This is a genomic window from Shewanella sp. 5S214, assembly GCF_041439795.1.
Lineage (GTDB): Bacteria > Pseudomonadota > Gammaproteobacteria > Enterobacterales > Shewanellaceae > Shewanella > Shewanella vesiculosa.
Window position 1 is genome coordinate 15,954 of sequence record NZ_JBGOOV010000031.1, and the last position, 23,681, is coordinate 39,634.

A 23,681-nucleotide genomic window follows, 5' to 3' on the forward strand; every position below is an offset into this window, starting at 1 on the left:
TAAATCGATAAAAATATGTTTACGATATAAATCAGTTAACTAAAATTATGGATAATAATAAGGGTCTATTATGTTAAGCAATAAAACCTTGCTTGCGGCATCAATATCAACATTAATGGCTTTTCAAGTCAGCGCACAAGATTTACTTATTTCAGAATACGTGGAAGGTAGTAGTAATAATAAAGCTATCGAGTTATATAACCCAACAGGCACCAATATTGATTTAAGTGATTATGTATTGTCATTTTATTTTAATGGTAATACTTCTGCGTCAACCAAGATTAATTTATCAGGCAACATTGCTGCTAACTCAACTTTTGTGATTACTAACAATAATGCTTCAGCAGACATTTTAGCATTGGCCCAGTTGAATTCTAATGCTAGTTTTTTTAATGGTGATGATGCCATTGTGCTGACTCATAGCGACAATGTTATCGATTCTTTAGGCCAAGTAGGCGTCGATCCCGGTGCTGAATGGGGCAGTGGCGATATCTCGACCCAAAATAATACGTTGCGCCGTGATACAAATAATTTAACTGCAGATCAAGTGATTGACGATGCCGTAACATTTGTGGGCTGGCAAGGTTTTGCGCAAGATGACATTAGTGACTTAGGTCGATTTTCAGCCAATGGTTCAACGGATCCAGTTGATCCTGTTGATCCAGTTGACCCTGTTGAGTTTGTCTGTGGTCAATCAGCTGTCGCTATTCATGAAATACAAGGTAATGCACAAGCCAGTGCATTGATAGGGAATACAGTGGTTGTTGAAGCTATTGTCACCAGCGATCAGCAAGCGGGTTTAAAAGGCGTGTTCTTGCAAATGGCTGACCTTGAAGCTGATGCTGATATAGACACTTCGGAAGGTATATTTGTCTATACCGGCACTCAGGCGTTACAAGTTAATGCGGGCGATAGGATTCGATTAGCCGCAAATGTAGCAGAATATAACGGTGTGACTCAGTTATCGGGCGTTAGCCAATTTGCGCTTTGTGCTACTCAGCAAATGCTGCCAAGTGTCTCATCGGTTACCTTGCCAATAAATGACAATCAGCAGCTTGAGCGTGTTGAAGGTATGCGTGTGTATTTTGACCAGGATTTAGTGGTCAATGAGGTATACAGCTTAGGCCGCTATGGGGAAGTGTTATTAGGCAGTAGCCGCCACTTTATTGGAACTCAGGTCGCGACTCCAGGTGCTGATGCTGTTGCCGTTACAGCCGCGAATTCCCGTGACAGCATTATTTTAGATGATGGTTCAACTCGCCAAAATCCTGAAGTGATCCCGTATCCTGCGCCCGGGCTATCGGCTAATAATACCTTACGAGTGGGTGATAGTGTGACTAGGCTTGAAGGGGTAATGCATTATGGCTTTAATCAATTCCGCATTATGCCGACCAGTTTAGTAAATGTTATCCAAAGTAATCCACGTCAAATGGCACCAGAAGTGGTTGCCGATGCCGATTTAAGAGTCGCCAGTTTTAACGTGCTCAATTACTTCAATGGCGATGGTAACGGTAACGGTTTTCCAACTGATCGCGGTGCTGATTCAGCCGTTGAATTTGAGCGTCAACGCGCAAAAATTATCAATGCCATGCAAACGATCAATGCCGATGTATTTGGTTTAATGGAAATTGAAAATGATGGCTATGACACTAGCTCGGCCATCAGTGATCTTGTTAGCGGTTTAAATGCGGCACTAGGCACAACAACTTATGCGTATGTAGTGCCTAGCGTGGCAAAAATCGGCACCGATGCAATTACTGTGGGAATGATTTATCGCACTGATAAACTGACGCTATCTGGTGAGGCTGGGATTTTATCATCAGCAAATTCACCCGCTGATGATAATGGCGTGCAATTGTTTGATGACAGTAAAAATCGTCCAATGCTCACTCAGCAATTTACGGTCAATGGCACAGACGAGAATATTGTGGTTGCCGTGAATCATCTAAAATCTAAAGGCAGCAGCTGTGATAGTCTTGGTGATCCTGACTTACAAGATGGTCAAGGTAATTGTAATCAAACCCGAACTCGAGCAAGTGATGCTATTGGCCAATGGTTAGCGGCGCAATACCCTGATAGCAAAGTACTGGTAATAGGCGATTTAAATGCCTACGCAAAAGAAGATCCGTTAACCATGCTAGCAAGTCATGGTTATAATGAATTAACCAGCTATGTCGGTGCCCAAAAGCCTTACTCTTATGTGTTTTCTGGTGAGTCAGGTCAGCTAGATCATGCTTTAGCCAATGATGAATTAGTCAGTAACTTAGTCGGCATTACTCAATGGCACATTAACGCCGATGAGCCTATCGTACTGGATTATAACGAAGAGTATAAATCGGCAACACAACTGCAAGAATTGTATCAAGCGGATGCATTTCGTTCATCCGATCATGATCCTGTGATTATCTCGTTTAAATTTGCTCCAGCAAATGCGTTACCTGTGGCCAGCTTTGAGCAACAATTAAATGGCAGTGTATTGCACGTTCAGTCAACTTCAACTGATAGTGACGGCCAAATTGTTCAGCATCAATGGGACTTTGGTGATGGCACAGTGGCATCTGGCGTGACGGCTTCGCATCAGTATTTGCAATCAGGCGATTACCAAGTGCAATTAACCGTTACCGATGACAAAGGTGATGTTGCGACGAGTGTTAGCAGCATAAGTATTGTCGAGCCTGTCAACATGGCCCCCATTGCGCAAATTCAGCGAGTAAATTTATGGTTTATGCAGTTATTTATTTCAACTAGCTATGACCAAGACGGTGTCATTAAGCGCCAGCAATGGGCCTTTAATAATGGCCGCAAAGCGCGCGGACCTGTGGCCTTTAGTTTCAGCCGTCGTGAACATACCGTTGAGTTAACTGTGGTTGATAATGACGGTGAAACAGGCTCAGCAACGATGCGCTTTAGATAATAAGATTTGACTGATTATCGATGAGTATCTATTTGAGTTAGTCTCAGTAAAAAGGCGCATAACGCGCCTTTTTTATTACGTAATTATGCCAAATGATTTGTGGCTGGCATGTAAAAATTCCCCTGCAGTTAATAAGAATGATAGGCAATAGGCAATCACTAGCAACATAGACGTCGAAATTGTAGTTAAATACAACTATTTGGCATTAAAAAGTCCAATAATGACTAGTAAAATGGTAGTCGCTAACGTAAAATTTCAGTCTTTATTTTTAACCTTAGTTTTAGCTCTTTGTGGCTTTTGACAAGAGTTAAACTACCGCGTCGTCACTATTGATTGTTAATAGTCGACCAGACGCCCAATCGCATTGATATGCACAAATGCAGTGGATGATAACATGCAGCAGTTAACCGAGATCGTAGAACAAGCCTTAGAGGTCATTGATAAGGCCAGTGATCTAAAGACATTGGATGATATCCGTGTCGATTACCTTGGTAAAAAAGGTAAAATCACTGACATGATGAAAATGATGGGGTCATTAAGCGCAGAAGAAAAACCTGCCTTTGGTGCCGCAGTCAATCAAGCAAAGCAAGCCGTTCAACAACAGTTGACAGAGCGTATCGACGGATTGAAAGCATCAGAATTAGAAGCTAAATTAATTGCTGAAAATATCGATGTCACTTTACCTGGTCGTACGTTAGATATTGGTGGCTTACATCCGGTTACGCGTACAATCGAACGTATCGAAACATTCTTTGGTGAACTTGGGTTTGTTGTTAAGCAAGGTCCCGAAATCGAAGATGATTTCCATAATTTCGATGCGTTAAATATTTCTGAGCATCATCCTGCTCGTGCCGATCATGACACGTTTTACTTTAATCCAAAAGTGATGTTGCGCACCCAAACTTCTGGCGTGCAAATTCGCACGATGGAACATGAAAAGCCACCGCTACGGATCATCTCTCCAGGCCGAGTTTATCGTAACGATTACGACCAAACACACACGCCAATGTTCCACCAAGTTGAAGGCTTAATGGTTGCAGAAAATGTTAACTTTGCTGAGCTTAAAGGTATCTTGCATGACTTTTTGCGTAACTTCTTTGAGCAAGATTTAGAAGTGCGTTTCCGCCCATCTTATTTCCCTTTCACAGAACCTTCTGCCGAAGTGGATGTGATGGGTAAAAACGGTAAGTGGTTAGAAGTATTAGGCTGTGGCATGGTACATCCAAACGTACTGCGCAGTGTGGGTATTGACCCTGAAAAATATTCTGGTTTTGCTTTTGGTATGGGCGTTGAGCGTTTAACCATGTTGCGCTACGGCGTAAATGATTTACGTGCCTTCTTCGAGAACGATTTACGTTTTCTTAAGCAATTCAAATAACGGAGCAAAAATTAGATGAAATTCAGTGAATCTTGGCTTCGTGAGTGGGTTAACCCATCAGTAAGTCGTGACGCATTATCACACCAAATTACCATGGCCGGCCTTGAAGTTGACGGTGTTGATCCTGTGGCTGGCGATTTTAGCGGCGTGATCATTGGTGAAGTGGTTGAATGTGGCCAGCATCCTGATGCCGATAAACTACGCGTTACCAAAATTAATGTTGGCGGCGATGAACTTATCGACATCGTTTGTGGCGCACCAAACTGCCGTTTAGGCTTAAAAGTTGCGGTAGCCATGGTCGGCGCAATATTGCCTGGCGATTTTAAAATCAAAAAAGCCAAATTACGTGGTCAACCATCAATGGGCATGTTGTGCTCGTATGGCGAGTTAGGTATGGACATCGAAAGTGATGGCATTATCGAATTACCACTAGATGCGCCTTTAGGCGTAAATGTGCGTGAATACTTGCAATTAGATGACGCCATTATTGATGTTGATTTAACAGCTAACCGTGCTGATTGTTTAGGCATGGCAGGGCTCGCGCGCGAAGTGGGCGTATTAAATCGCCAAGCAGTGACCGAGCCTTCTTGGCAAGCTGTTACAGCGACTATTGACGCACCGTTTAGCATTAATGTTGTGGCGCCAGATTTGTGCCCTCGTTACTTAGGCCGTGTGGTTAAGAACATTAATGTTAAAGCTGCTACGCCATTATGGATGCAAGAAAAGCTACGTCGCAGCGGTATTCGTTCAATTGATCCAATTGTTGATATCACCAACTATGTGTTGATCGAATTTGGTCAGCCAATGCATGCGTTTGATTTAGCTACCTTAAATGGCGGCATTACTGTGCGTTTGGCAGATGGTGTTGAAAAGTTAACTTTGCTAGATGGTAACGAAATTACTGTCCCCAACGACACCTTAGTGATTGCCGACGATAAACAAGCTGTTGCATTGGCAGGCGTGTTTGGTGGTGAGAGTACCGGTGTGAGTGAACACACCCAAAACATCCTTTTGGAATGTGCTTTCTTCTCACCACTAGCCATTATGGGTAAATCACGTCGTTTAGGCTTACACACAGACGCGTCACACCGTTTCGAACGTGGTGTTGACCCTGAGCTACAACATAAGGTGATGGATCGTGCTACTCGCCTAGTATTAGATATCTGTGGTGGTGAAGCAGGGCAAGTGATTGAAGCTTTGTCTGCGGAGCATTTACCAACAGCGGCTAATATTACTTTGCGGCGTAGCAAGTTAGATAAAACCTTAGGTCACTTTATTCCTGACTCTGACGTGGTTGAAATACTAGAACGTTTAGGTTTTAGCGTGCAAACCAACGCTGATGTATGGAATGTGACTACTGCGACTTATCGTTTTGATATGGCGATTGAAGAAGATTTGATCGAAGAAGTGGCGCGTATTTACGGCTACAACAACATTCCTAACGTTGCCCCTATGGCTGCGTTAAGCATGTCTGATCACCAAGAAGCTGATATCTCGCTTAAGCGTGTGCGCAGTGTGTTTGTTGCACGTGGTTTCCAAGAAGCGGTGACCTACAGCTTTGTTGATCCCAAAATGCAGAATATTGTGCACCCAGGCGAAGAAGCCATGGTGTTGCCAAACCCGATTTCAGTTGAAATGTCAGCCATGCGTTTGTCGATGTTTACTGGATTATTGACTGCTGTAGGTTATAACCAAAGCCGTCAGCAAAATAGAGTACGTTTATTTGAGACCGGTTTACGCTTTGTTCCTGATGCGCAAGCAGATTCTGGTGTTCGTCAACAAGCTATGCTGGGCGCGGTTATTTCTGGTGTTCAAAATGACGAACATTGGTCAATGGAATCGAAAACTGTCGACTTCTTTGATTTAAAAGGTGATTTAGAAGCAATAATCGGCTTGACAGTTGCCTCTACAGAATTTAGTTTTAAAGGGGCAACACATCCTGCGCTGCATCCAGGTCAATGTGCTGAAATATTGAGAAATAATCGAGTCATTGGTTACATCGGTGCTATCCATCCTAGTTTGGAAAAGCCGTTTGGCCTCAATGGTAAAACAATTGTTTTTGAGTTAGAACTGGATGCATTATTGCACGCCCGTTTGCCGCTAGCCCAAGCTGTATCTAAGTTTCCTGCCAATCGTCGCGACATCGCGGTAGTAGTAGATGAAACTGTTTCTGCAACTGATGTTATGAATTTGATAAGAAAAGTTGGCGAAAATCAGTTGGTTGGCTTAAACTTGTTCGATGTATACCAAGGTAAAGGTGTTGAGCCTGGCAAAAAGAGCCTAGCCATCGCACTTACGTTACAAGACACTACTCGCACACTTGAAGATAAAGATATTACTGAGGCTATGGAATCAGTGGTATTGGCTCTAAAGACCGAGTTCAACGCATCGTTGAGGGATTAAAGTATGGCACTTACCAAAGCCGAAATGGCAGAACATCTTTTTGAAACATTAGGCATTAACAAACGTGTGGCTAAAGAGATGGTCGAGTCTTTTTTTGAAGAAATTCGTGAAGCACTCGAAAGTGGTGAGCAGGTCAAGTTATCTGGCTTTGGCAACTTTGACCTTAGGGACAAGAATCAAAGACCGGGAAGGAACCCGAAAACTGGTGAAGATATTCCGATTTCCGCACGTCGTGTTGTTACCTTCCGTCCTGGACAGAAGCTAAAATCACGAGTTGAAGCGGCAAACTCGGGTAAAAAATAATTCACTAGTTAATACGCCAATCCGATCGGATCTGTATTACGAAGAGCCACTCTTAATTGAGTGGCTCTTTTGTTTTTGAGTTTGACGAATACCGTTTATCGTCTGTATTGATTATGGATATTATACCCATTCCAATATTTATCTGGTCATTCAGTGGGAGTGTTGTGCCTTTTAGGCAAGTAATAGGATTGTAGGCATAGTTGTTCTTCGTCAAAATCATATTAAGCAGTGTAGATGGTGCAAAACCCGCCCTTGGGACTCACTTAAGCTTTCCATTTTTTGTGGCATTGTTTATAAGGGACAAGCATTATTTCAACAATGCGCCTCAAACTGAAAAAACTCAGTGACTCTGATTGAGCACGTAATTAATGGAATTGGTATTTCAAATTGTTATATCGGATAATCTTATTGACGCTGTCTTATGCGTTAGAGCGATGCTATAGGTGATACTGTCGTTTTGTTATTGTTGATTATAATGTTGGTTTGCACTCCTTAATCACGAGTATAATAACATTGTTAGCATATTATTTTTTGCCGTGGCTCACGGTCAGTTTATTTGGAGATTCTTTTGGCACGACAAGCAAAATATTTTGACACTCGTTTTAAGCAATCATTACTGCATCCTCGTTACTGGGGAACATGGTTAGCTATCGCCGTGTTGTTTCTGTTTGGTGTTCTTCCCGCAACTGTAAGAGATCCTATTGCGAAATTATTGGCCCGCGTGGTGATGAAAGTTGCCAGTAAACCAATACGAATCGCAAAGGTTAATATTACCCATTGTTTCCCTGATAAGTCGCCTGACGAAGTCGATGAGTTAATTAAACAAAATGTTGAGACTTTTGTGATTACCTTATTGTCACAAGCTGAGTTGCTTATTCGGTCTAAAGCCTACTTAAAACGCCGTATTCAACTTAATGGCTTCGAAAATGTGCAAGCTGCTCGAGATGCTAAGCAACCGATCATTTTTATTATGCCGCATGTCTGGCCGATGGAATACGCGGGCCTGAGAATCAACTTAGAAATTCCGTTAGTGACTATGGTTAAAGCACATCGAAATGGATTATTTAATTGGTTTAGTAACCGAATGCGTAGCAGTCAAGGTGGACGTGTGTATATGCGTGAAGCAGGGATCAGAGCCTTGTTAGCCGAATTAAAAAACGATAATAGTTTTTTCTATTTGCCTGATGAAGATCTCGGACCTGATAAAAGTATATTTGCGCCTTTTATGGGCACAGTGAAAGCCACATTACCGGTCGTAGGGCGCTTAGCTCAAGCAGGTAATGCCCAAGTCATGCCAGTTAAGATTGGTTACGATCAACAAGCTAAGCAATTTATCATGACTGTGATGCCAGCGGTGAATCCCCAAGAGATGGTTGGTAAAGAGAACGAAGCTATTGCATTAAATAAAGTGGTTGAGCAAGTGATTAATGCCTATCCAGAACAATACATGTGGTTTTTAAAACTACTTAAAACTCGCCCTCCGGGTGAAAAAGAGTTTTATTAATCATATACGATTTGAATGCATTATTATCGGTTATGATCTTCTACTCATTCGTTGTAGTGTGTATCAGTTGCTTAATGACAACCATGACTTTGATAATATTACTAAAAAAGACGCCTCGGCGTCTTTTTTTCTAATAAAATGGGCTAAAACGTTACTGACCGGTGGCAGACTTGCTGGCTTTGGTATGGCGCTCTAGTAAGTTTTGATTAATATCGGCCATCGACAAACCTTGATCTTCAAGCAACACGATTAAGTGATACATCAAATCCGATGCTTCATTGACTAACTCTTCTTTGTCATGAGTGGCTGCGGCAAGGGCTGTTTCAAGGCCTTCTTCACCGACTTTTTGGGCAATGCGTTTAGTACCACGTTCAAATAGTGACGCAGTATAGCTTGAATCAGCACTTTGGCCTTTACGGGAAATAATCAGTTTAGTCAGATTATCGATAAAAGGATGTGCGTTACCATCTTTCCAGCAGCTTTCTGTTCCTGTATGACAGGTTGGGCCGTTAGGGATCACTTGCACTAAAAAGCTGTCGTTGTCGCAGTCTTTGTCGATAGAGATGAGATCAAGCGTGTTACCAGAGGTTTCGCCTTTGGTCCATAAACGTTGTTTAGAGCGACTAAAAAAGGTCACTTGTTTAGTGGCTAAGGTTTTCTCTAATGCCGCTTGATCCATATAACCTAGCATAAGCACTTTGCCCGTTAGGTGGTTCTGCACCACTGCTGGTATCAAGCCTTGTTGCTTGTCCCAATCTACGCCTGTGCTATCAAATTTGATGTCTGTCATTTGTAATCTCTTTTTGGGTGAGGCTATGTTTAGTCTCGTAAAAATCTAAGCTTATAAACGAATCGCGATGTTATTGGTGTGCAAGTATCGTTTTAACTCACCAATATCAATGATGCCTTTATGAAACACACTTGCTGCTAATGCGGCGTCAACTTTGGCAAGTTCAAACACTTGTTTGAAGTGCTCCATAGTACCTGCACCGCCAGAAGCAATTAACGGCACATCGCAAATAGCGCGTACCATGCTAAGTTGTTTGATGTCATAACCACCGCGCACGCCATCTTGGTTCATGACGTTCAATACAATCTCGCCACAACCGCGCTTTTGTACTTCTTCAACCCAATCCTGAGTATACCATTGAGTGTCTTTGGTCGCTGCCTCATCGCCGGTAAACTGTTTTACTTTGTAACTGTCAGTTGCAGCATCATAAAATGAGTCAATGCCGATAACGATACACTGGCGGCCAAACTCATCTTGTAGGCGTGATATCAAACTCGGGTCGCTTAATGCAGGCGAGTTAATTGATATTTTATCCGCACCAAAAGCAAGTTTTTCGCGTGCTTGCTCGATGGTTTTAATTCCACCGGCGACGCAAAACGGAATATCAATTTGTTCAGCAACGCGGCTTACCCAAGATTTATCGATAACCCGGTCGTGTGCACTGGCGGTAATGTCATAAAACACTAACTCATCAGCGCCTTCTTCGGCATAACGCGCGGCGAGGGGAACGATATCACCGACAATTTCGTGGTTGCGAAACTGTATACCTTTAACCACTTTACCTTCGCGAACGTCAAGACACGGAACTATGCGTTTGGCCAGCATTGTATTGCCTCCTCGACGGTAAATTGATTAATTAATAAAGCTTTGCCGATAATAATGCCCGATGCTTTACTGTCGCGAACTGCGGCAACGTTATCGAGCGTAGCAATGCCACCAGAGGCTTGCCAAAGGATAGTAGGGTAAGTCGCGGCAAGTTCAGTGTAGAGCTGCGTATTGGCGCCAGTTAAGGTGCCATCACGGCTGATATCAGTCACCAAAGCATGCTTAAGGCCGACGGTTTCAAATTCAGCCACTAACGACTCTAATGACTTACCACCACCCGATTGCCAACCCGATACCGCGACAATTTTTTCGCCGTTATCGTTGATGTTGACGTCCAGAGCCAAACAAATGGCTTCACTGCCGTATTTTACAAACCAGCTTTTCACCAGCTCAGGCTCTTTAACCGCAAGTGATCCAATGACTACACGCTTAACACCGATAGCTAATAATTCTGCGACTTGCGCTTCAGTTCGAATACCGCCGCCGACTTGAATATCAACATCAAGCCCTGCAGCAAGTTCAGCGATTAATTGGGTTTGGCGTTTATTAGGATCTTTTGCACCGGTTAAGTCGACGATATGCAGCAGTTTTGCCCCTTGGGCTTGATAAGACTGCAATTGTGCCAGAGGGCTTAAGTCAAAGGTGGTTTGCTTATCATAGTCACCTTGGTACAAACGCACCACTTGGCCGTCAATTAGATCAATGGCAGGAATAATCACTGTGGTGTCCCCATGTTTAAGAAGTTCTGCAAAATTTGTGCGCCTACTTTGGCACTTTTTTCTGGGTGGAATTGCACCCCAAAAAAATTACCTTTGCCAATGGCGGCACTGAATGACTCGCCATAAGTGCTACTGGCTAGGGTATATTCACTGATTGGCGCACGGTAGCTGTGAACAAAATACACGTAGCTGCCATTTTCAATGCCGACAAATAATGGGTGATCGCTCACCTCAATTTGATTCCAGCCCATGTGCGGCAAGGGCAGACCTTTGCTGTCTAAGTCACCAATATCAGTCGGCACTAGGCCTAAGCAGGTGATATTTTGTTCGCTACGACCACCATGTTCATTAGACAAGGATGCCAGCATTTGCATGCCTAAACATACGCCCATAACGGGTTGCGTTAAGCTTTTAATCAGCTCAATTAGGTGTTTTTGTTTTAGGGCGTCCATAGCCGCACCAGCGGTGCCAACACCTGGCAATACCACTCTTGCTGCGCTGCGGATCACATCAAAGTCAGCGCTGACTAAGACATTGGCGTTAAGGCGCTCAAAAGCAAACCGTACAGAGCTTAAATTGGCACAGCCGGTATCAATAATCACGGTAAGATCATTGGTAGAGCTTGAAGCGTTCGATACTTGTGTCACATGAACTCCTTACAGCACACCTTTGCTTGATGGCAGTATGTCACCTTCTACTTTCACCGCTTGGCGAAGCGTACGGCCTAACACTTTAAACAGTGCTTCTACTTTGTGGTGATCGTTATCGCCTTGCGAACCAATGTGTAAGGTGCAACGTAGGCCATCAGCGAATGAGCGGAAAAAGTGTGGCACCATCTCGATAGCCATTTCACCGACCATTTCACGATCAAAGTCAGCATTGAACTTTATGAATGGGCGACCAGAAATGTCCATTAGGCACTCGCCGCTGGCTTCATCCATAGGTAAGCTGAACCCAAAACGAGCGATACCGCGCTTGTCGCCAAGGGCCTGACGAATCGCGTCGCCAATGGCCAGTGCGGTGTCTTCTACACTGTGGTGGTCGTCAATTTCTAGGTCGCCGTCAACATGCACGTCCATTTTAAAGTTACCGTGGGTTTGAATTTGATCCAGCATGTGGTCAAAAAAGCCAATTCCGGTTTCAATCTTTCCCTTGCTTTGATTATCTAAGTCTATGGTCACTTTGATGTTGGTTTCTTTGGTGGTACGCACTACTGTTGCCACGCGACCTTTACTTAATAAAGCACTGGTTATAGCGTCCCAGTCGAGCGTTTGACGATTGTATTTAAAGCTTTTAATGCCCATTGCATTGGCAAGTTCAACGTCGGTTTCACGATCGCCAATCACTGCTGAAGTGGTAAAATCTACTTTGCCTTGGGTTAAGTAGTCTTTTACTAAACCTAGTTTAGGTTTACGGCAGCTGCAGTTTTCATCATTAAAGTGTGGACAGATAACCACATCGTCAAATACCACACCTTGGCTTGCAAAAATTTGCATCATCATGTCGTGCGGGGCATCAAAGTCTTCTTTTGGAAACGAAGGTGTGCCCAAACCGTCTTGGTTGCTGACCATCACCAAGCGAAAACCGGCTTTTTGCAATTTAAGTAACGCTGGGATCACTTGTGGTTCAAACACTAGTTTTGCCAAACTATCGAGCTGCTTGTCGATGGCAGGCTCTTCCACTAATGTACCATCGCGATCGATGAATAATATGTTCTGTTTCATGTTCAATGCCTTAAATAGGGTGTAATTTTATTTGTTTTAATCTGTTGGTTTTATCTATTCAATTTGATCTATGTGTTTATCAATAGGTTAATCACAGTATCTATTGATACGGCTTTAACTTTTATGCTACTGACTCTGACAGCGCTTTTTCAAACAAAGCGATAATCAAATTGGTTTGTTGTTCATTGGTAAAGCTAAAGCGAATTGCATCAGCAAGGCGTGGATCTTTGTATGCACGGGCAACCACGCCGGAATCACTTAATCGTTTGGCTGCAGCGCTAACATCGTCAAATTTTGCTAACACATAGTTACCATTAGCAGGCAGCACTTTAGCGCCATAGGCAGTTAACGCAACGCTTAAGCGTTGGCCTTGTTCAATTAAACTGGCGACTTGAGTTCGCATAGTATCGATGCCAGCTGGACTTAAGGCTCTTACCGCAAGTTCAGATACTGGCAAAGGTACTGGATACGGTGCGATAACTCGCATCACTAAATCGATAATGGCATCACTCGCAAGCATAAAGCCACAACGAGCACCAGCTAAGGCAAATGCTTTTGATAAGGTACGCAACACCACAAGGTTAGGGTACTGAGCAAGTAAATCAGCCACACTGTAGTCTGGGCAAAATTCAATGTAGGCTTCGTCGACCACTACAATCGAGTTTGGCGCCGCTTGAATGGCTTGTTCAATCTTGTCTTTAACAAGTACGGTGCCGGTTGGATTATTGGGATTACAAATAAACACTACTTTTGCATTGCCTATTTGGGTTGGCCACGCGTCCGGTAACTGATAGTTGTCGGTTAAACTTAGCGCTGTGACAGCCACATTAAAGGTTGCGGCACTAATTGAATACATGCCATAAGTCGGTCCAAAGCAAGCAATACTGTCGACGCCAGGGATACAAAAGGTGCGAATGAGTAATTCAATCGCTTCATCAGCGCCACGACTGGCAATTATGTTACTGGCTTTCACACCGGAATAACTGCTGTAAGCATTGATGAGTTCAGGTGGCTGGCATTCTGGATAACGGTTCACTTTATCAAGGTCGCTATTATTAAATGGCGATTCATTGGCATTGATCCAAATATCACCTCTACCGCCAATACGTCTGGCACTTTGATAAGGTGTTAACGTGAGTAATTCGGGTCTGGCCAAGGTGTTTGGATCAAAAGTCGCTACTTGGGTCTGGCTCATGGCTATGCTCTCTACTTTCAACTCTAATAAGGTGTTAACTGAACACGACAGATTTTGCTCTAGGCTTAACAGTTAAATACTGGCTAAACGGATTGCGATAGCATTTTTATGTGCATCTAAAAGCTCATTCTCTGCTAATACCATGACACTTTTCCCCAAGGTTTGTAATCCCTGCTGACTGAGTTCTTGCACTGTAAAGCGGCGACTAAAATCGGCTAATGACAAGCTAGATACCGAACGGCTGTAACCATAGGTCGGTAACACGTGGTTGGTGCCACTGGCATAATCGCCAACCGATTCAGGGGTGAATGCGCCTAAAAACACAGAACCCGCACCGCGAATTTGCTGTAGTACTTCCCGAGGTGCAGCTGTTTGAATAATCAAATGCTCCGGGCCATACAAGTTAGACACTTTAGCGGCCGCATCCATATCACTGACAATGATACTTCTGCTGCATTTAAGCGCTTCTGCGGCGATGTCTTTACGGCTCAATGGTGCTAATTGCTCAATTAATGCTTGGTTGACTTGCTCTGCCAGTGCTAATGAATCGGTCACTAGCATCACTTGCGAGTCAACACCATGTTCTGCTTGCGACAATAAATCTGATGCTACAAAAGCAGGATTAGCATCTTTGTCAGCAATCACGAGTACTTCTGAAGGACCCGCTGGCATATCAATTGATACGCTAATACGGCTGTCTTGTGACACTAAGCGTTTCGCCTCAGTCACGTAACGATTACCCGGACCAAATATTTTATCAACGTTTGGTACGGATTCTGTTCCAAAAGCCAGTGCGGCTATGGCTTGCGCGCCGCCGACTTGGAAAATATCGGTAATGCCGCAAACATTGGCTGCATAAATAATTGCATCATTAATTGGCGGAGGGCTGACTAATACGCGTTTGCCACAACCGGCTATTCTTGCCGGTAAGGCTAGCATCATGACCGTTGAGATTAATGGTGCCGTACCGCCTGGAATATATAAGCCAACACGCTCGATAGGCTCGCTTCTGAGTTCACAACGAATTCCTGCTTGAGTTTCAATATCTACACCCTGAAACACTTGCGCCTTATGAAAGGTTTCAATGTTGTTGACCGCTTGTGCAACTGCTTGCTTAACGTCGTCACTCACTCGAGCACATGCTGCAGCAATGGCGTCAGTTGATAACGCTAATTCTGTTAGCTCAACACCGTCAAATTGTTTGTTATAAGCCAATAATGCGCTATCACCTTGAGTGTTTACTTGCTCAATAATGTTGCGAACACCTTGCTCAACACTTGCGTCACCCACTAATGGTGAACGCGCTAAGGTTTGTCGTTGCTGTTCGGTAGATAAAGAAGCCCAATCGAGAATTTGCATTTGTGTTACCCCATCATTTTTTCAATAGGCATGACCAGAATTGAGCTTGCACCTAGCGCAGTTAATTCTTCCATTGTGTCCCAGAATAAATCTTCAGTACTTACAACGTGAATTGCCACCCGATTAGTGTCGTCATTTAGTGGTAATACGGTTGGGTTTTCAGCTCCAGGGAGTAGGGCAACGATTTGATCTAAGGTTTCAATTGGCGCGTGCAATAAGATGTATTTACTTTCGCGAGCACGGATAACGCCATTAACACGCGATAGGATTTTATTGATTAGTGCTTGTTTTTCAGTTGATTGAGTTGTATTAGATTGAATGATGCACGCCATTGAACGGTAAATCACTTCAGTTTCATACAAGCCATTCGCTTCAAGGGTGGCACCTGTAGAGACTAAATCACAAATACCGTCTGACAATCCTGCTCGTGGCGCTACTTCAACCGAGCCCTTTAGCATACAATCGCTGTAGTTAATGCCTTTTTCTTGCATAAAACGGCGCAGTAAATTCGGGTAAGAGGTCGCAATGCGCAAGCCTTCAAGTGAGTTGGCATCTTTGTATTCAAACTCATTGGGTACAGCTAATGATAGACGGCATGAACCGAAATCTAACTCACGTAATTTAGTGCATTCAGCAGGCTTATTTGCGAGTTGACGCTCAATTTGCTCTTCTTCAAGAACGTTCTCACCGATAATACCTAAGTCAACAACACCATCCATTACTAGGCCTGGGATATCATCATCACGAACGCGTAATAAATCGATTGGCATATTGTCTGCGTGTGCAATCAAGCGTTGCTCATTTACATTAAATTTAACCCCACAGCTTTTTAGTAACTGTTGAGACTCTTTTGATAAACGGCCTGATTTCTGGATGGCGATACGTAAACGTTTTGACTCACTCATGTGATACTTCCTTATGTATTAAATATAAAATTCTGTAAATTTAAAAGCTTAAATAAAAATATAAATTTGGAAAAACAAAAAACCCCTGAAATTCCTTCCAGGGGTTTATGTGAAATTTTGTTCACCACCAGAAGGATAACATCCTTCGGCAGTAAGCATCCGAAGGCTACCGCATATGGTGATGATGGTGGAATGTAGTCACTTGGATGTTCATATTAATTACTCTTTAAGTATGCTTGCTGTAATGGTTGTTATTGACTATCTATTAACCATTACGTTTACATTAATTATTCGCTAAAAACTATGCGATTAAACTTAACCGTATTTATAACAGTTTGCAATAGTCGATAAACATAAAATGCGATTTACAGGTCAAAATTTTTGCATAAGTTATAAGTTTAATGTCAAGTTACCTAAATAAGCCAATAACAAGATATTTATTGGTTATTAATAAAGCGGTATGAGTTTATTTGTTCACCGTTAGGACAGCAGTCAGCAAAATTTACAGAATGGTGTTATCTGTGGGTTAACTTTTTTGTAACCATTGAGTCGTTGATTATCTAATGATAGTAAATACTATGTTGTATTAATTTTACTCATTCAATACATCGGAAAGGTCATAAGCTGATGATAAAATAGCTCAAAATTGGAGTGGAAAGTGAATATTGTTAATGGTTTATTTGTTTTTTATTGAATCGATACACTATACTTTGTTGCTAATATGGCTTCACACATTACACTCCTTTAATGGATGTCATTAAAGGATATTCATTAAAGTCATTGAGTATATTTAACTAAGCTCATAATATTATATATTGCTTTATTAGTGATAAAACAACGTTCTCGGGGTATGCATTGTATGAAGACCATTGACCTAGCTGCGCTTAGGGAAGTTATGGATTTAATGCTTGATGCTGTTTGTGTAGTGGATAAAAGTGGTTGTTTTGTATTTGTGAGTGCAGCGTTTGAAGATATATTTGGCTATGCACCAGCTGAAGTCATCAATAAACCAATGATTGATTTTGTTTATCCTGATGATGGACTAAAAACACTTAAAGTTGTTGAAACACTGATGAGTGGCATGCACCAGCGGCGTTTTGAAAATCGTTGGGTCCGCAAAGATGGCAACATAGTTGATATTCTGTGGTCTGCAAGGTGGTCAGAAGATCACCAGTTGAGGATTGCGATTGCTCACGACATCACTGAGCGCAAAAAAATGGAACAACAACTTCATTACATTGCAGGACATGATCCATTAACAGAATTGCCCAATAGAGCATTGTTATTTGAACGCTTGCAAACGTCATTAGGGTTAGCGCGTCGTGAGGGAGCATCTTTATCATTACTGTTTATTGATATTGATGGATTTAAGCATGTCAATGACAGTTATGGCCATTTGGTTGGTGACAAACTGTTAAAGAGTATAGCTCAACGTTTACGCCATTGTGTTCGTAAATCGGATACGGTTGGACGCTTTGGCGGCGATGAGTTTTTAGTTGTACTAAACTGTATTAATTCTCTAGAGAAAGTGCTTGTTATTGCTGAAAACATTCGTTCTGAACTCGATAAACCTTATCGGTTTGATGATCTCGTTCTGCAGCTATCCCCTAGTATTGGTATGGCACGTTATCCTGATGATGGTGATGATGAACAGCAATTGATTCAACATGCAGATAAGGCTATGTATAGTGCTAAAAATGCGGGTGGAAATAGAGTCAATGTCAGTTGATATAGTGCTAACTCAGCTGGTTACTTAGCCTATATCGTCAGTTTAAATCATACCCTTTTTAAGCAAAAAACCGCATATAACCCGCATCCTCTTTCAACACACCTAGTGTTTAATCTGTTTTGTTTATCATGAATTGATAACAGCATACTGGTATTGTTAAATTATCACATAGAGTCACTCAGCAAGTCATTGAGGCCATCTCATAATGGGCATTTATGGATAAATAATATTTGACGATGTCAGCTGTAATTGTATTTGAGTGCTGATTTCACCTTTTTGATTGGCCGTTAGTTGGCTTGAGTTATCAATGGCTGCCAGCGCCGATCGCTTATCAAATCCACTCCACACAGTAATAGTATTTATAATCGATTCTAGTCGTGTTGCGGGGTCATTAATGAGTTCGGCTACATTAAACGCTTGCTGAGGATCTGTTTGATTCAGCTGAGCTGAACGTTGATTTAATGCAATATCTTTGTTGTTATCAGACAATGGATTAATCAATTGTAAAAAATCGTTTTCAGAATATTCTACTAGGGCATAGCTAGCGTTAATAATAATATCGCGTTGCACTCTAGCCTCGTAGTTATCAAGTCTGGCTAACATCATGTTAGGTTCAACACTGGCGATTTCTGCTAGGGCGCTATTGAAATAGTCTTGGTTTAAATTGTAGCTTTGTTTTTGATTATTTAAAAAAATCAACGCGGCTTCTGGATCAGTTTCTGCCATTTTGCGTGAAATAATGAAAACGCCACTGGCGCGTTGTTCAACGGCAATGCCGTCTAACCAATCAACTGCTTCTTGAATATTCTTTTCAACTAGCTGATATACCATCGAGGTAATCAGATAATTTGTCGACTCATTCAATGGTAACGATGCAATAAGATTTGCAGCCTCATTAGGTGATTGTTCAATGTAATAATACATAGTATTTAAGTACATTTTTAAGGTCGATTGCGTTTCAGGTTGTAACTTTAGCCATTCAAATGCCCCTATTGCATCTGAGCTTGCCCATGAATCGACAATCGACATCATTATCGATGACTTCATCGGCTCTACTGCTAATAAATCAATCTCGTTTAACGCCTGCTGTGGATTAACGGTCGCTAGACCGCGCAAATAACTGTCGAGTAATGATTCGTATAGCTCAGTGGATTTCTGGTGTTCTAACCATGAGATCACGTTCGAAAATTGCATTTTCCCAGCGATTTCTAAAATTAAACCGTATAAGTCTTCGTGTTGCGTTTCTTGGGCAACGAGCAATGCTTCAAGGGGATCTTGTTCAGCCAATTGCATGATACGAAAAATCGACATGTAAGGTGTTTCATCGCTGTTTAATGACGCCTTAAAGGCATCGCGGTCTAGAGAGTTTTGCGAAGGATAATTTACTGAATGCAAAGCTAGTTTGTCTGCCGATAGCGAATTTAGCGTGTTGGTTTGTTGAGTTTGAGTCAACTCCTCTGGGGTTTTAGTTGTGTCTATGACGTCGCTCGGCCAGATCAGTGGATAACTGATAAACCCGATACACCAACTTATTACCACCACGATTAACCATTTCATTACTGCTTTTCCTTAAGCTTACTGTGTTTGCTCGATTCATTCTCATTTAGGTTACGTTATTATGATGCTGTTAATATTGCAATAAATTGTTCCGCCACTGATATGATAGAATGACTGTTAACTGACTAACTTTTATATTGAATTAATCATTAGTATCTAGACTATGTGGCCCCCAAGCGAGTATTTATGCGTAAAAATGACAAAAAAAGAGACAATCAAATAAGGCTGGGGTTAACGGCCGTATGCGAACATGCATTAAATGCCTATCCTGGCTTTGCATGGATTACCCATATTGTTGACTATGATTTGTATCCTAAAAGCCTTCAGATAGTGTGTATATTTGATACTGAAACACAACTAAGACAATGTAGCCAAAATGGTGATAAAGCCGCATTATTAGACTTAATTAAGTGTACTTTAGCTAAAGATGGCATTGAGTTTAAAAATATTAATCAACATGTTAGCTTCGATACAGAAACCGCCTGTGAGCAGCAACATAAGGGAAACTGGGCATTGCGATTAAATGAAAGAAAGCATAGTGCTAGCTTACACTAATTGATTATGTCTGCTGCTTTTATCTGTTAGCACACCTTATAAGATGATGTTGCATATCATTCATTGATTGAATTAAGATTTTCCATTTCAACATTTCCCGTACTAGCTTGTTTAAGTTTATTTCTACTATCCGCAAAAGCGAGATCTAGCGCTTATATCGCCTGAGTAAAAGCCGTTATCCTAATATCAAGTAAATTTGGGGTTACCGACTTATGTTTCAGGTCTTTTCAGATTTTGCCTCTTGGCTTGTTTACAGCGTATTGGGATTGTCTCCAGAGACAAAACTCGGCGATGCCCTGCATTTTTTTGCTGAAGATGTGACTAAAATTTTTGCTTTGTTATTGGTGATGATTTATCTCATTGCTTTAATGCGAGCATCGTTAAATGTTGAGCGAGTCAGAGATTATTTAGCCGGCAAGCACAGAGGGCTAGGGTACCTAATGGGATCGGGTTTTGGTGTGGTAACGCCATTTTGTTCTTGCTCGAGTATTCCGGTATTTTTAGGCTTTACCTCTGCGGGGATCCCATTGGGGATCACCATGAGCTTTTTGATTACCTCACCCTTAATCAACGAAGTGGCGATATTGCTGTTAATGAGCCTCTTAGGGCTTAAGTTTACCTTGTTATATATCGCCGTTGGCATGAGTGTCGGTATGCTGGGCGGCTTGTTTCTTGACAGCATTAAGGCTGAGCGTTGGTTACAATCATTTGCAGCAGAAGCATTAAAACGTGGTCAGCAGAAGGCTGGCAATACAGTTGATGATAGTGCCAATGTGCAAGCCATGTCGTTAAGGCAAAGGCATCAATTTGCCAAAACTGAGATGCTAGATATATTTGGCCGAGTGTGGAAATGGGTCATTATTGGTGTGGGCTTGGGCGCTGTATTACACGGCTTTGTCCCAGACGGCTGGATTGCCGCGCATTTGGGTGACGGACAATGGTGGTCTGTTCCTGCCGCTGTGTTACTTGGTATTCCGTTATATTCGAATGCGACCGGAGTTATTCCGGTCATGGAAAGCCTGATTGTTAATGGTTTGCCAATAGGCACCACATTGGCATTTTGTATGAGCACGGTGGCTGCCAGTTTTCCTGAGTTTATTTTGCTAAAGCAAGTCATGCAATGGCGATTGCTCGTCATCCTATTTTGTTTACTGTTGGTTGCATTCACCTTAGTGGGGTGGATATTTAATGGGGTTGCACCGTTTCTATTGTCTGCTAATTAATTAGGCTAGTCGCAAGGAGTAAAAAATGAAAATCATTAAAGTCTTAGGTTCTGGTTGTAAAAAATGCCTTGAAACTGCGGAACTTGTTCAAGCGGTTGCGGATGAAAAAGGAGTCACGATAACAATCGAAAAAGTCACCGATATGGCGCTAATTATGGCTTATGAGGTGATGAGTACACCAGCAGTGGTGATTGATGAAAAAGTGGTCCACAAAGGCAGTAAACCCACCAAGGAGCAAGTGGCAATGTGGATATAGAAGATATGTTTTACGGATGACTTTGTGATGCCTGATATATTGTCATTTGACTTATTCGGTCAAAATCGGCAGAAAAAGTCACGAGCATAAGTGTTAAACGCAAGGTTACCAATGAAAAAGTGGTATTTGAATTCACCCCTGAACACCACATTCAAAACCAGTTCTCTGAATTACTAAAAAATAAACTTTTGATTATATTTTATACGAGTCAAGAAATGCTGAGTCACGCTGGTGGCCAGCATTTTTGTTTCTGGTCTAAATTTAGTCAAATCATCGATATTGTTTATACAACTGCCTTTACAACTTTTGGTGATAAACAGTTGGAACATGATGCCGTTATAAGCATAATAGCCCAAATCACACTACATCAGCATTAGCGCGATAATTTGAGGATGCTTTGAGCTCTACATTGACCCAATCTGTAATCCATGAGTTTAGCGAGCGTGGTGCGTTAGCCAAACATGTACACAATTATCATAATCGCCAAACTCAAACTGATATGGCTGTTGCGGTAAGCGATGCTATTGCTAAAAAGCATAATCTCATTTTAGAAGCGGGCACAGGCGTAGGAAAAACCTTCGCGTATTTAATTCCAGCCTTGCTCAGTGGCAAACAAGTGGTGGTGAGTACTGGCAGTAAAAATCTACAAGAACAGTTATTCCTCAAAGATTTACCAGCATTGTTAACCATGCTCGATATCCATGTGCCTGTTGCATTACTTAAGGGGCGTAATAATTACTTATGCCATTTACGCCTTGAAAAACAGATGCAAATGGCCAGCCAATTAAGCGAATATTATATTGATGATTTGCTTAAGATTAACCAATGGGCACATTTAAGCAAAGATGGTGACATAGGCAATTTAACCTCGGTGGCAGAGCATTCTGACGTTATTCCTAGTGTTGTTAGCACCAAAGAAACCTGTACGGGTAAAAAATGTGACCATTATGACGTGTGCTTTACCCGTAAAGCGCGGATTAGGGCGATGGAGGCCAAAGTGGTGGTGGTCAATCATCATTTATTTTTTGCCGACCGATTACTCAAAGACACCGGATTTGCCGAGTTACTGCCAGATCCTGATGTGGTCATTTTTGATGAAGCCCATTTGGTGCCGGATATTTGCATCAACTATTTTGGTAGTCATATATCCAGCCGCGAAATTGATCTGTTATTAAATGGCATCATCAAAATTCACAAAGAGGTGATCCGCGACAGCATTCAACTAGAGCAATTGTCGCAACGTGGTTTGTTAGCGTTAAGTGATTGGCATAATGCCATGTACGACAGTCAAGTATCTGATTGGCGAAAAGTACTTGCCAATAAACACTTAGCGACAGTGTCGTGGGCATTACAGCAAGCGTTGACTGATCTGGCCAATTCTATGCGCCATCATCTTGGTCGCGATGATCAACTCGATTTAGCGTTCGAGCAATTGTATGAATTGTCTCAAAAGCTACAAGATTATTTTGAATGTAAAGATATTCAAGCAGCTTACAGTGTTGAACTAGGTCCGCGTTTTATCATGTTAAGACTTAGTCCTATCAATGTCGCTAAACAATGCCAACAATTATTTGATGCCAATACTCGGTGGATTTTTACCTCGGCAACCTTGCAGGTGAACCGCAGCCTGGCTCATTTTGCGACTGAGCTAGGATTATCATCGGCACAACAAATTATTTTAGATAGCCCGTTTGATTATCCTAATCAGGCAGTATTTTGTGTGCCACGTCATTTAGGTAAAGTGGGGCAGTCGCAGCATACGGTTAAACAACTGGTTGATGTATGTGTTCAAGCAATCAATGCTGCGCAAGGCCGCACGTTTATCTTGTTTACTAGCCATCAAATGCTCGAGCAAGTTGCATCGGCATTGCAAGGTAAAGTGGCTTATCCTTTATTGGTACAAGGCCAAGCGAGTAAACAAAGTTTGTTAAATAAATTTAGACAGTTAGGTAATGCCGTTTTGCTCGGTACCAGCAGCTTTTGGGAAGGGGTCGATGTTCGAGGTAAATTATTAAGCTGCGTGATTATTGATAAGCTGCCGTTTGTGTCACCAGATGATGCCTTATACAAAGCCCGTGCCGCCAATGCCGAGCGTCAGGGACTTGACCCCTTTAGTCATATTTCTTTGCCGCAAGCAGTCATTAGTTTAAAGCAGGGCGTCGGGCGGCTTATTCGCGATGAAAAAGATCGCGGAGTACTTATCTTGTGCGATAACCGCATTGTTAATCGGGCTTACGGGCAAGCTTTTATTAATTCTCTGCCGCCAATGCAGCGTACACGTGACTTAGACCGTGCATTGCAATTTTTAAAACAAATTCCTTAAGCTTTTTAAAACGGTGCGC

19 protein-coding genes are annotated in these 23,681 nt (G+C 42.2%); 10 read left to right on the forward strand and 9 right to left on the reverse strand.

Annotated elements, in window-relative coordinates:
- Window positions 1-70 precede the first annotated feature (70 nt).
- The 5 genes from ACED29_RS17735 to lpxM all read left to right on the forward strand — a co-directional run bounded on the left by ACED29_RS17735 (window position 71) and on the right by lpxM (window position 8,502).
- Entirely contained in the window at window positions 71-2,914 is a 2,844-nt protein-coding gene (locus ACED29_RS17735) for an ExeM/NucH family extracellular endonuclease (RefSeq protein WP_371698261.1), read from the forward strand.
- Window positions 2,915-3,308: 394 nt separating this feature from the next.
- Window positions 3,309-4,292, forward strand: a complete 984-nt coding sequence (gene pheS, locus ACED29_RS17740) for a phenylalanine--tRNA ligase subunit alpha (RefSeq protein WP_182698526.1) — start codon at window positions 3,309-3,311, stop codon at window positions 4,290-4,292.
- 15 nt (window positions 4,293-4,307) lie between these two features.
- Window positions 4,308-6,695, forward strand: a complete 2,388-nt coding sequence (gene pheT / locus ACED29_RS17745) for a phenylalanine--tRNA ligase subunit beta (RefSeq protein ID WP_182723646.1) — start codon at window positions 4,308-4,310, stop codon at window positions 6,693-6,695.
- Between the two features lie 3 nt (window positions 6,696-6,698).
- Window positions 6,699-6,998, forward strand: a complete 300-nt coding sequence (gene ihfA, locus ACED29_RS17750) for an integration host factor subunit alpha (protein ID WP_011637176.1) — start codon at window positions 6,699-6,701, stop codon at window positions 6,996-6,998.
- Between the two features lie 568 nt (window positions 6,999-7,566).
- On the forward strand, window positions 7,567-8,502 hold the full coding sequence (lpxM, locus tag ACED29_RS17755; RefSeq protein ID WP_371698263.1) for a lauroyl-Kdo(2)-lipid IV(A) myristoyltransferase: 936 nt from the start codon (window positions 7,567-7,569) through the stop codon (window positions 8,500-8,502).
- A gap of 151 nt (window positions 8,503-8,653) precedes the next feature.
- Here the strand turns inward: lpxM and hisIE are convergent, their stop codons facing one another.
- The 8 genes from hisIE to hisG form a co-directional block, all read right to left on the reverse strand.
- The gene (gene hisIE, locus ACED29_RS17760; RefSeq protein WP_371698264.1) at window positions 8,654-9,292 is read right to left on the reverse strand and encodes a bifunctional phosphoribosyl-AMP cyclohydrolase/phosphoribosyl-ATP diphosphatase HisIE; all 639 of its coding nucleotides are present in this window, start codon (window positions 9,290-9,292) and stop codon (window positions 8,654-8,656) included.
- Window positions 9,293-9,343: 51 nt separating this feature from the next.
- Window positions 9,344-10,117: an imidazole glycerol phosphate synthase subunit HisF gene (gene hisF / locus ACED29_RS17765; protein WP_124018130.1), complete on the reverse strand. Its 774-nt coding sequence runs from the start codon at window positions 10,115-10,117 to the stop codon at window positions 9,344-9,346.
- Window positions 10,099-10,836, reverse strand: coding sequence for a 1-(5-phosphoribosyl)-5-[(5-phosphoribosylamino)methylideneamino]imidazole-4-carboxamide isomerase (hisA, locus tag ACED29_RS17770; RefSeq protein ID WP_124018131.1), 738 nt, complete (start codon window positions 10,834-10,836; stop codon window positions 10,099-10,101). Before hisA ends, hisF begins: the two co-directional genes overlap by 19 nt.
- Window positions 10,833-11,483 carry an imidazole glycerol phosphate synthase subunit HisH gene (gene hisH / locus ACED29_RS17775; RefSeq protein WP_182698530.1) on the reverse strand — a complete coding sequence of 217 codons (651 nt, stop codon included), beginning with the start codon at window positions 11,481-11,483 and terminating at the stop codon, window positions 10,833-10,835. Before hisH ends, hisA begins: the two co-directional genes overlap by 4 nt.
- Before the next feature lie 9 nt (window positions 11,484-11,492).
- Window positions 11,493-12,560 (reverse strand): bifunctional histidinol-phosphatase/imidazoleglycerol-phosphate dehydratase HisB, encoded by a 1,068-nt coding sequence (gene hisB, locus ACED29_RS17780; protein WP_124018133.1) that lies wholly within the window; start codon window positions 12,558-12,560, stop codon window positions 11,493-11,495.
- Between the two features lie 121 nt (window positions 12,561-12,681).
- On the reverse strand, window positions 12,682-13,755 hold the full coding sequence (hisC, locus tag ACED29_RS17785; RefSeq protein WP_371698266.1) for a histidinol-phosphate transaminase: 1,074 nt from the start codon (window positions 13,753-13,755) through the stop codon (window positions 12,682-12,684).
- 72 nt (window positions 13,756-13,827) lie between these two features.
- On the reverse strand, window positions 13,828-15,114 hold the full coding sequence (gene hisD, locus ACED29_RS17790; protein WP_371698267.1) for a histidinol dehydrogenase: 1,287 nt from the start codon (window positions 15,112-15,114) through the stop codon (window positions 13,828-13,830).
- A gap of 5 nt (window positions 15,115-15,119) precedes the next feature.
- The gene (gene hisG / locus ACED29_RS17795) at window positions 15,120-16,019 is read right to left on the reverse strand and encodes an ATP phosphoribosyltransferase (RefSeq protein ID WP_124018136.1); all 900 of its coding nucleotides are present in this window, start codon (window positions 16,017-16,019) and stop codon (window positions 15,120-15,122) included.
- A gap of 859 nt (window positions 16,020-16,878) precedes the next feature.
- On the opposite strand from hisG, the gene ACED29_RS17800 reads away from it, so the two are divergent.
- Entirely contained in the window at window positions 16,879-17,748 is an 870-nt protein-coding gene (locus ACED29_RS17800) for a diguanylate cyclase domain-containing protein (RefSeq protein ID WP_347690048.1), read from the forward strand.
- 213 nt (window positions 17,749-17,961) lie between these two features.
- Here the strand turns inward: ACED29_RS17800 and ACED29_RS17805 are convergent, their stop codons facing one another.
- Window positions 17,962-19,305: a hypothetical protein gene (locus ACED29_RS17805; RefSeq protein WP_371698269.1), complete on the reverse strand. Its 1,344-nt coding sequence runs from the start codon at window positions 19,303-19,305 to the stop codon at window positions 17,962-17,964.
- 186 nt (window positions 19,306-19,491) lie between these two features.
- Here ACED29_RS17805 and ACED29_RS17810 point away from each other — a divergent pair, with 186 nt between their 5' ends.
- The 4 genes from ACED29_RS17810 to ACED29_RS17825 all read left to right on the forward strand — a co-directional run bounded on the left by ACED29_RS17810 (window position 19,492) and on the right by ACED29_RS17825 (window position 23,662).
- Entirely contained in the window at window positions 19,492-19,860 is a 369-nt protein-coding gene (locus ACED29_RS17810; RefSeq protein WP_182698535.1) for a Fis family transcriptional regulator, read from the forward strand.
- A 212-nt stretch (window positions 19,861-20,072) separates the two neighbouring features.
- Window positions 20,073-21,083 carry a permease gene (locus ACED29_RS17815; protein ID WP_371698270.1) on the forward strand — a complete coding sequence of 337 codons (1,011 nt, stop codon included), beginning with the start codon at window positions 20,073-20,075 and terminating at the stop codon, window positions 21,081-21,083.
- A gap of 25 nt (window positions 21,084-21,108) precedes the next feature.
- Window positions 21,109-21,339: a thioredoxin family protein gene (locus ACED29_RS17820; RefSeq protein WP_182723654.1), complete on the forward strand. Its 231-nt coding sequence runs from the start codon at window positions 21,109-21,111 to the stop codon at window positions 21,337-21,339.
- A gap of 397 nt (window positions 21,340-21,736) precedes the next feature.
- On the forward strand, window positions 21,737-23,662 hold the full coding sequence (locus ACED29_RS17825) for an ATP-dependent DNA helicase (RefSeq protein ID WP_182723655.1): 1,926 nt from the start codon (window positions 21,737-21,739) through the stop codon (window positions 23,660-23,662).
- Window positions 23,663-23,681 lie beyond the last annotated feature (19 nt).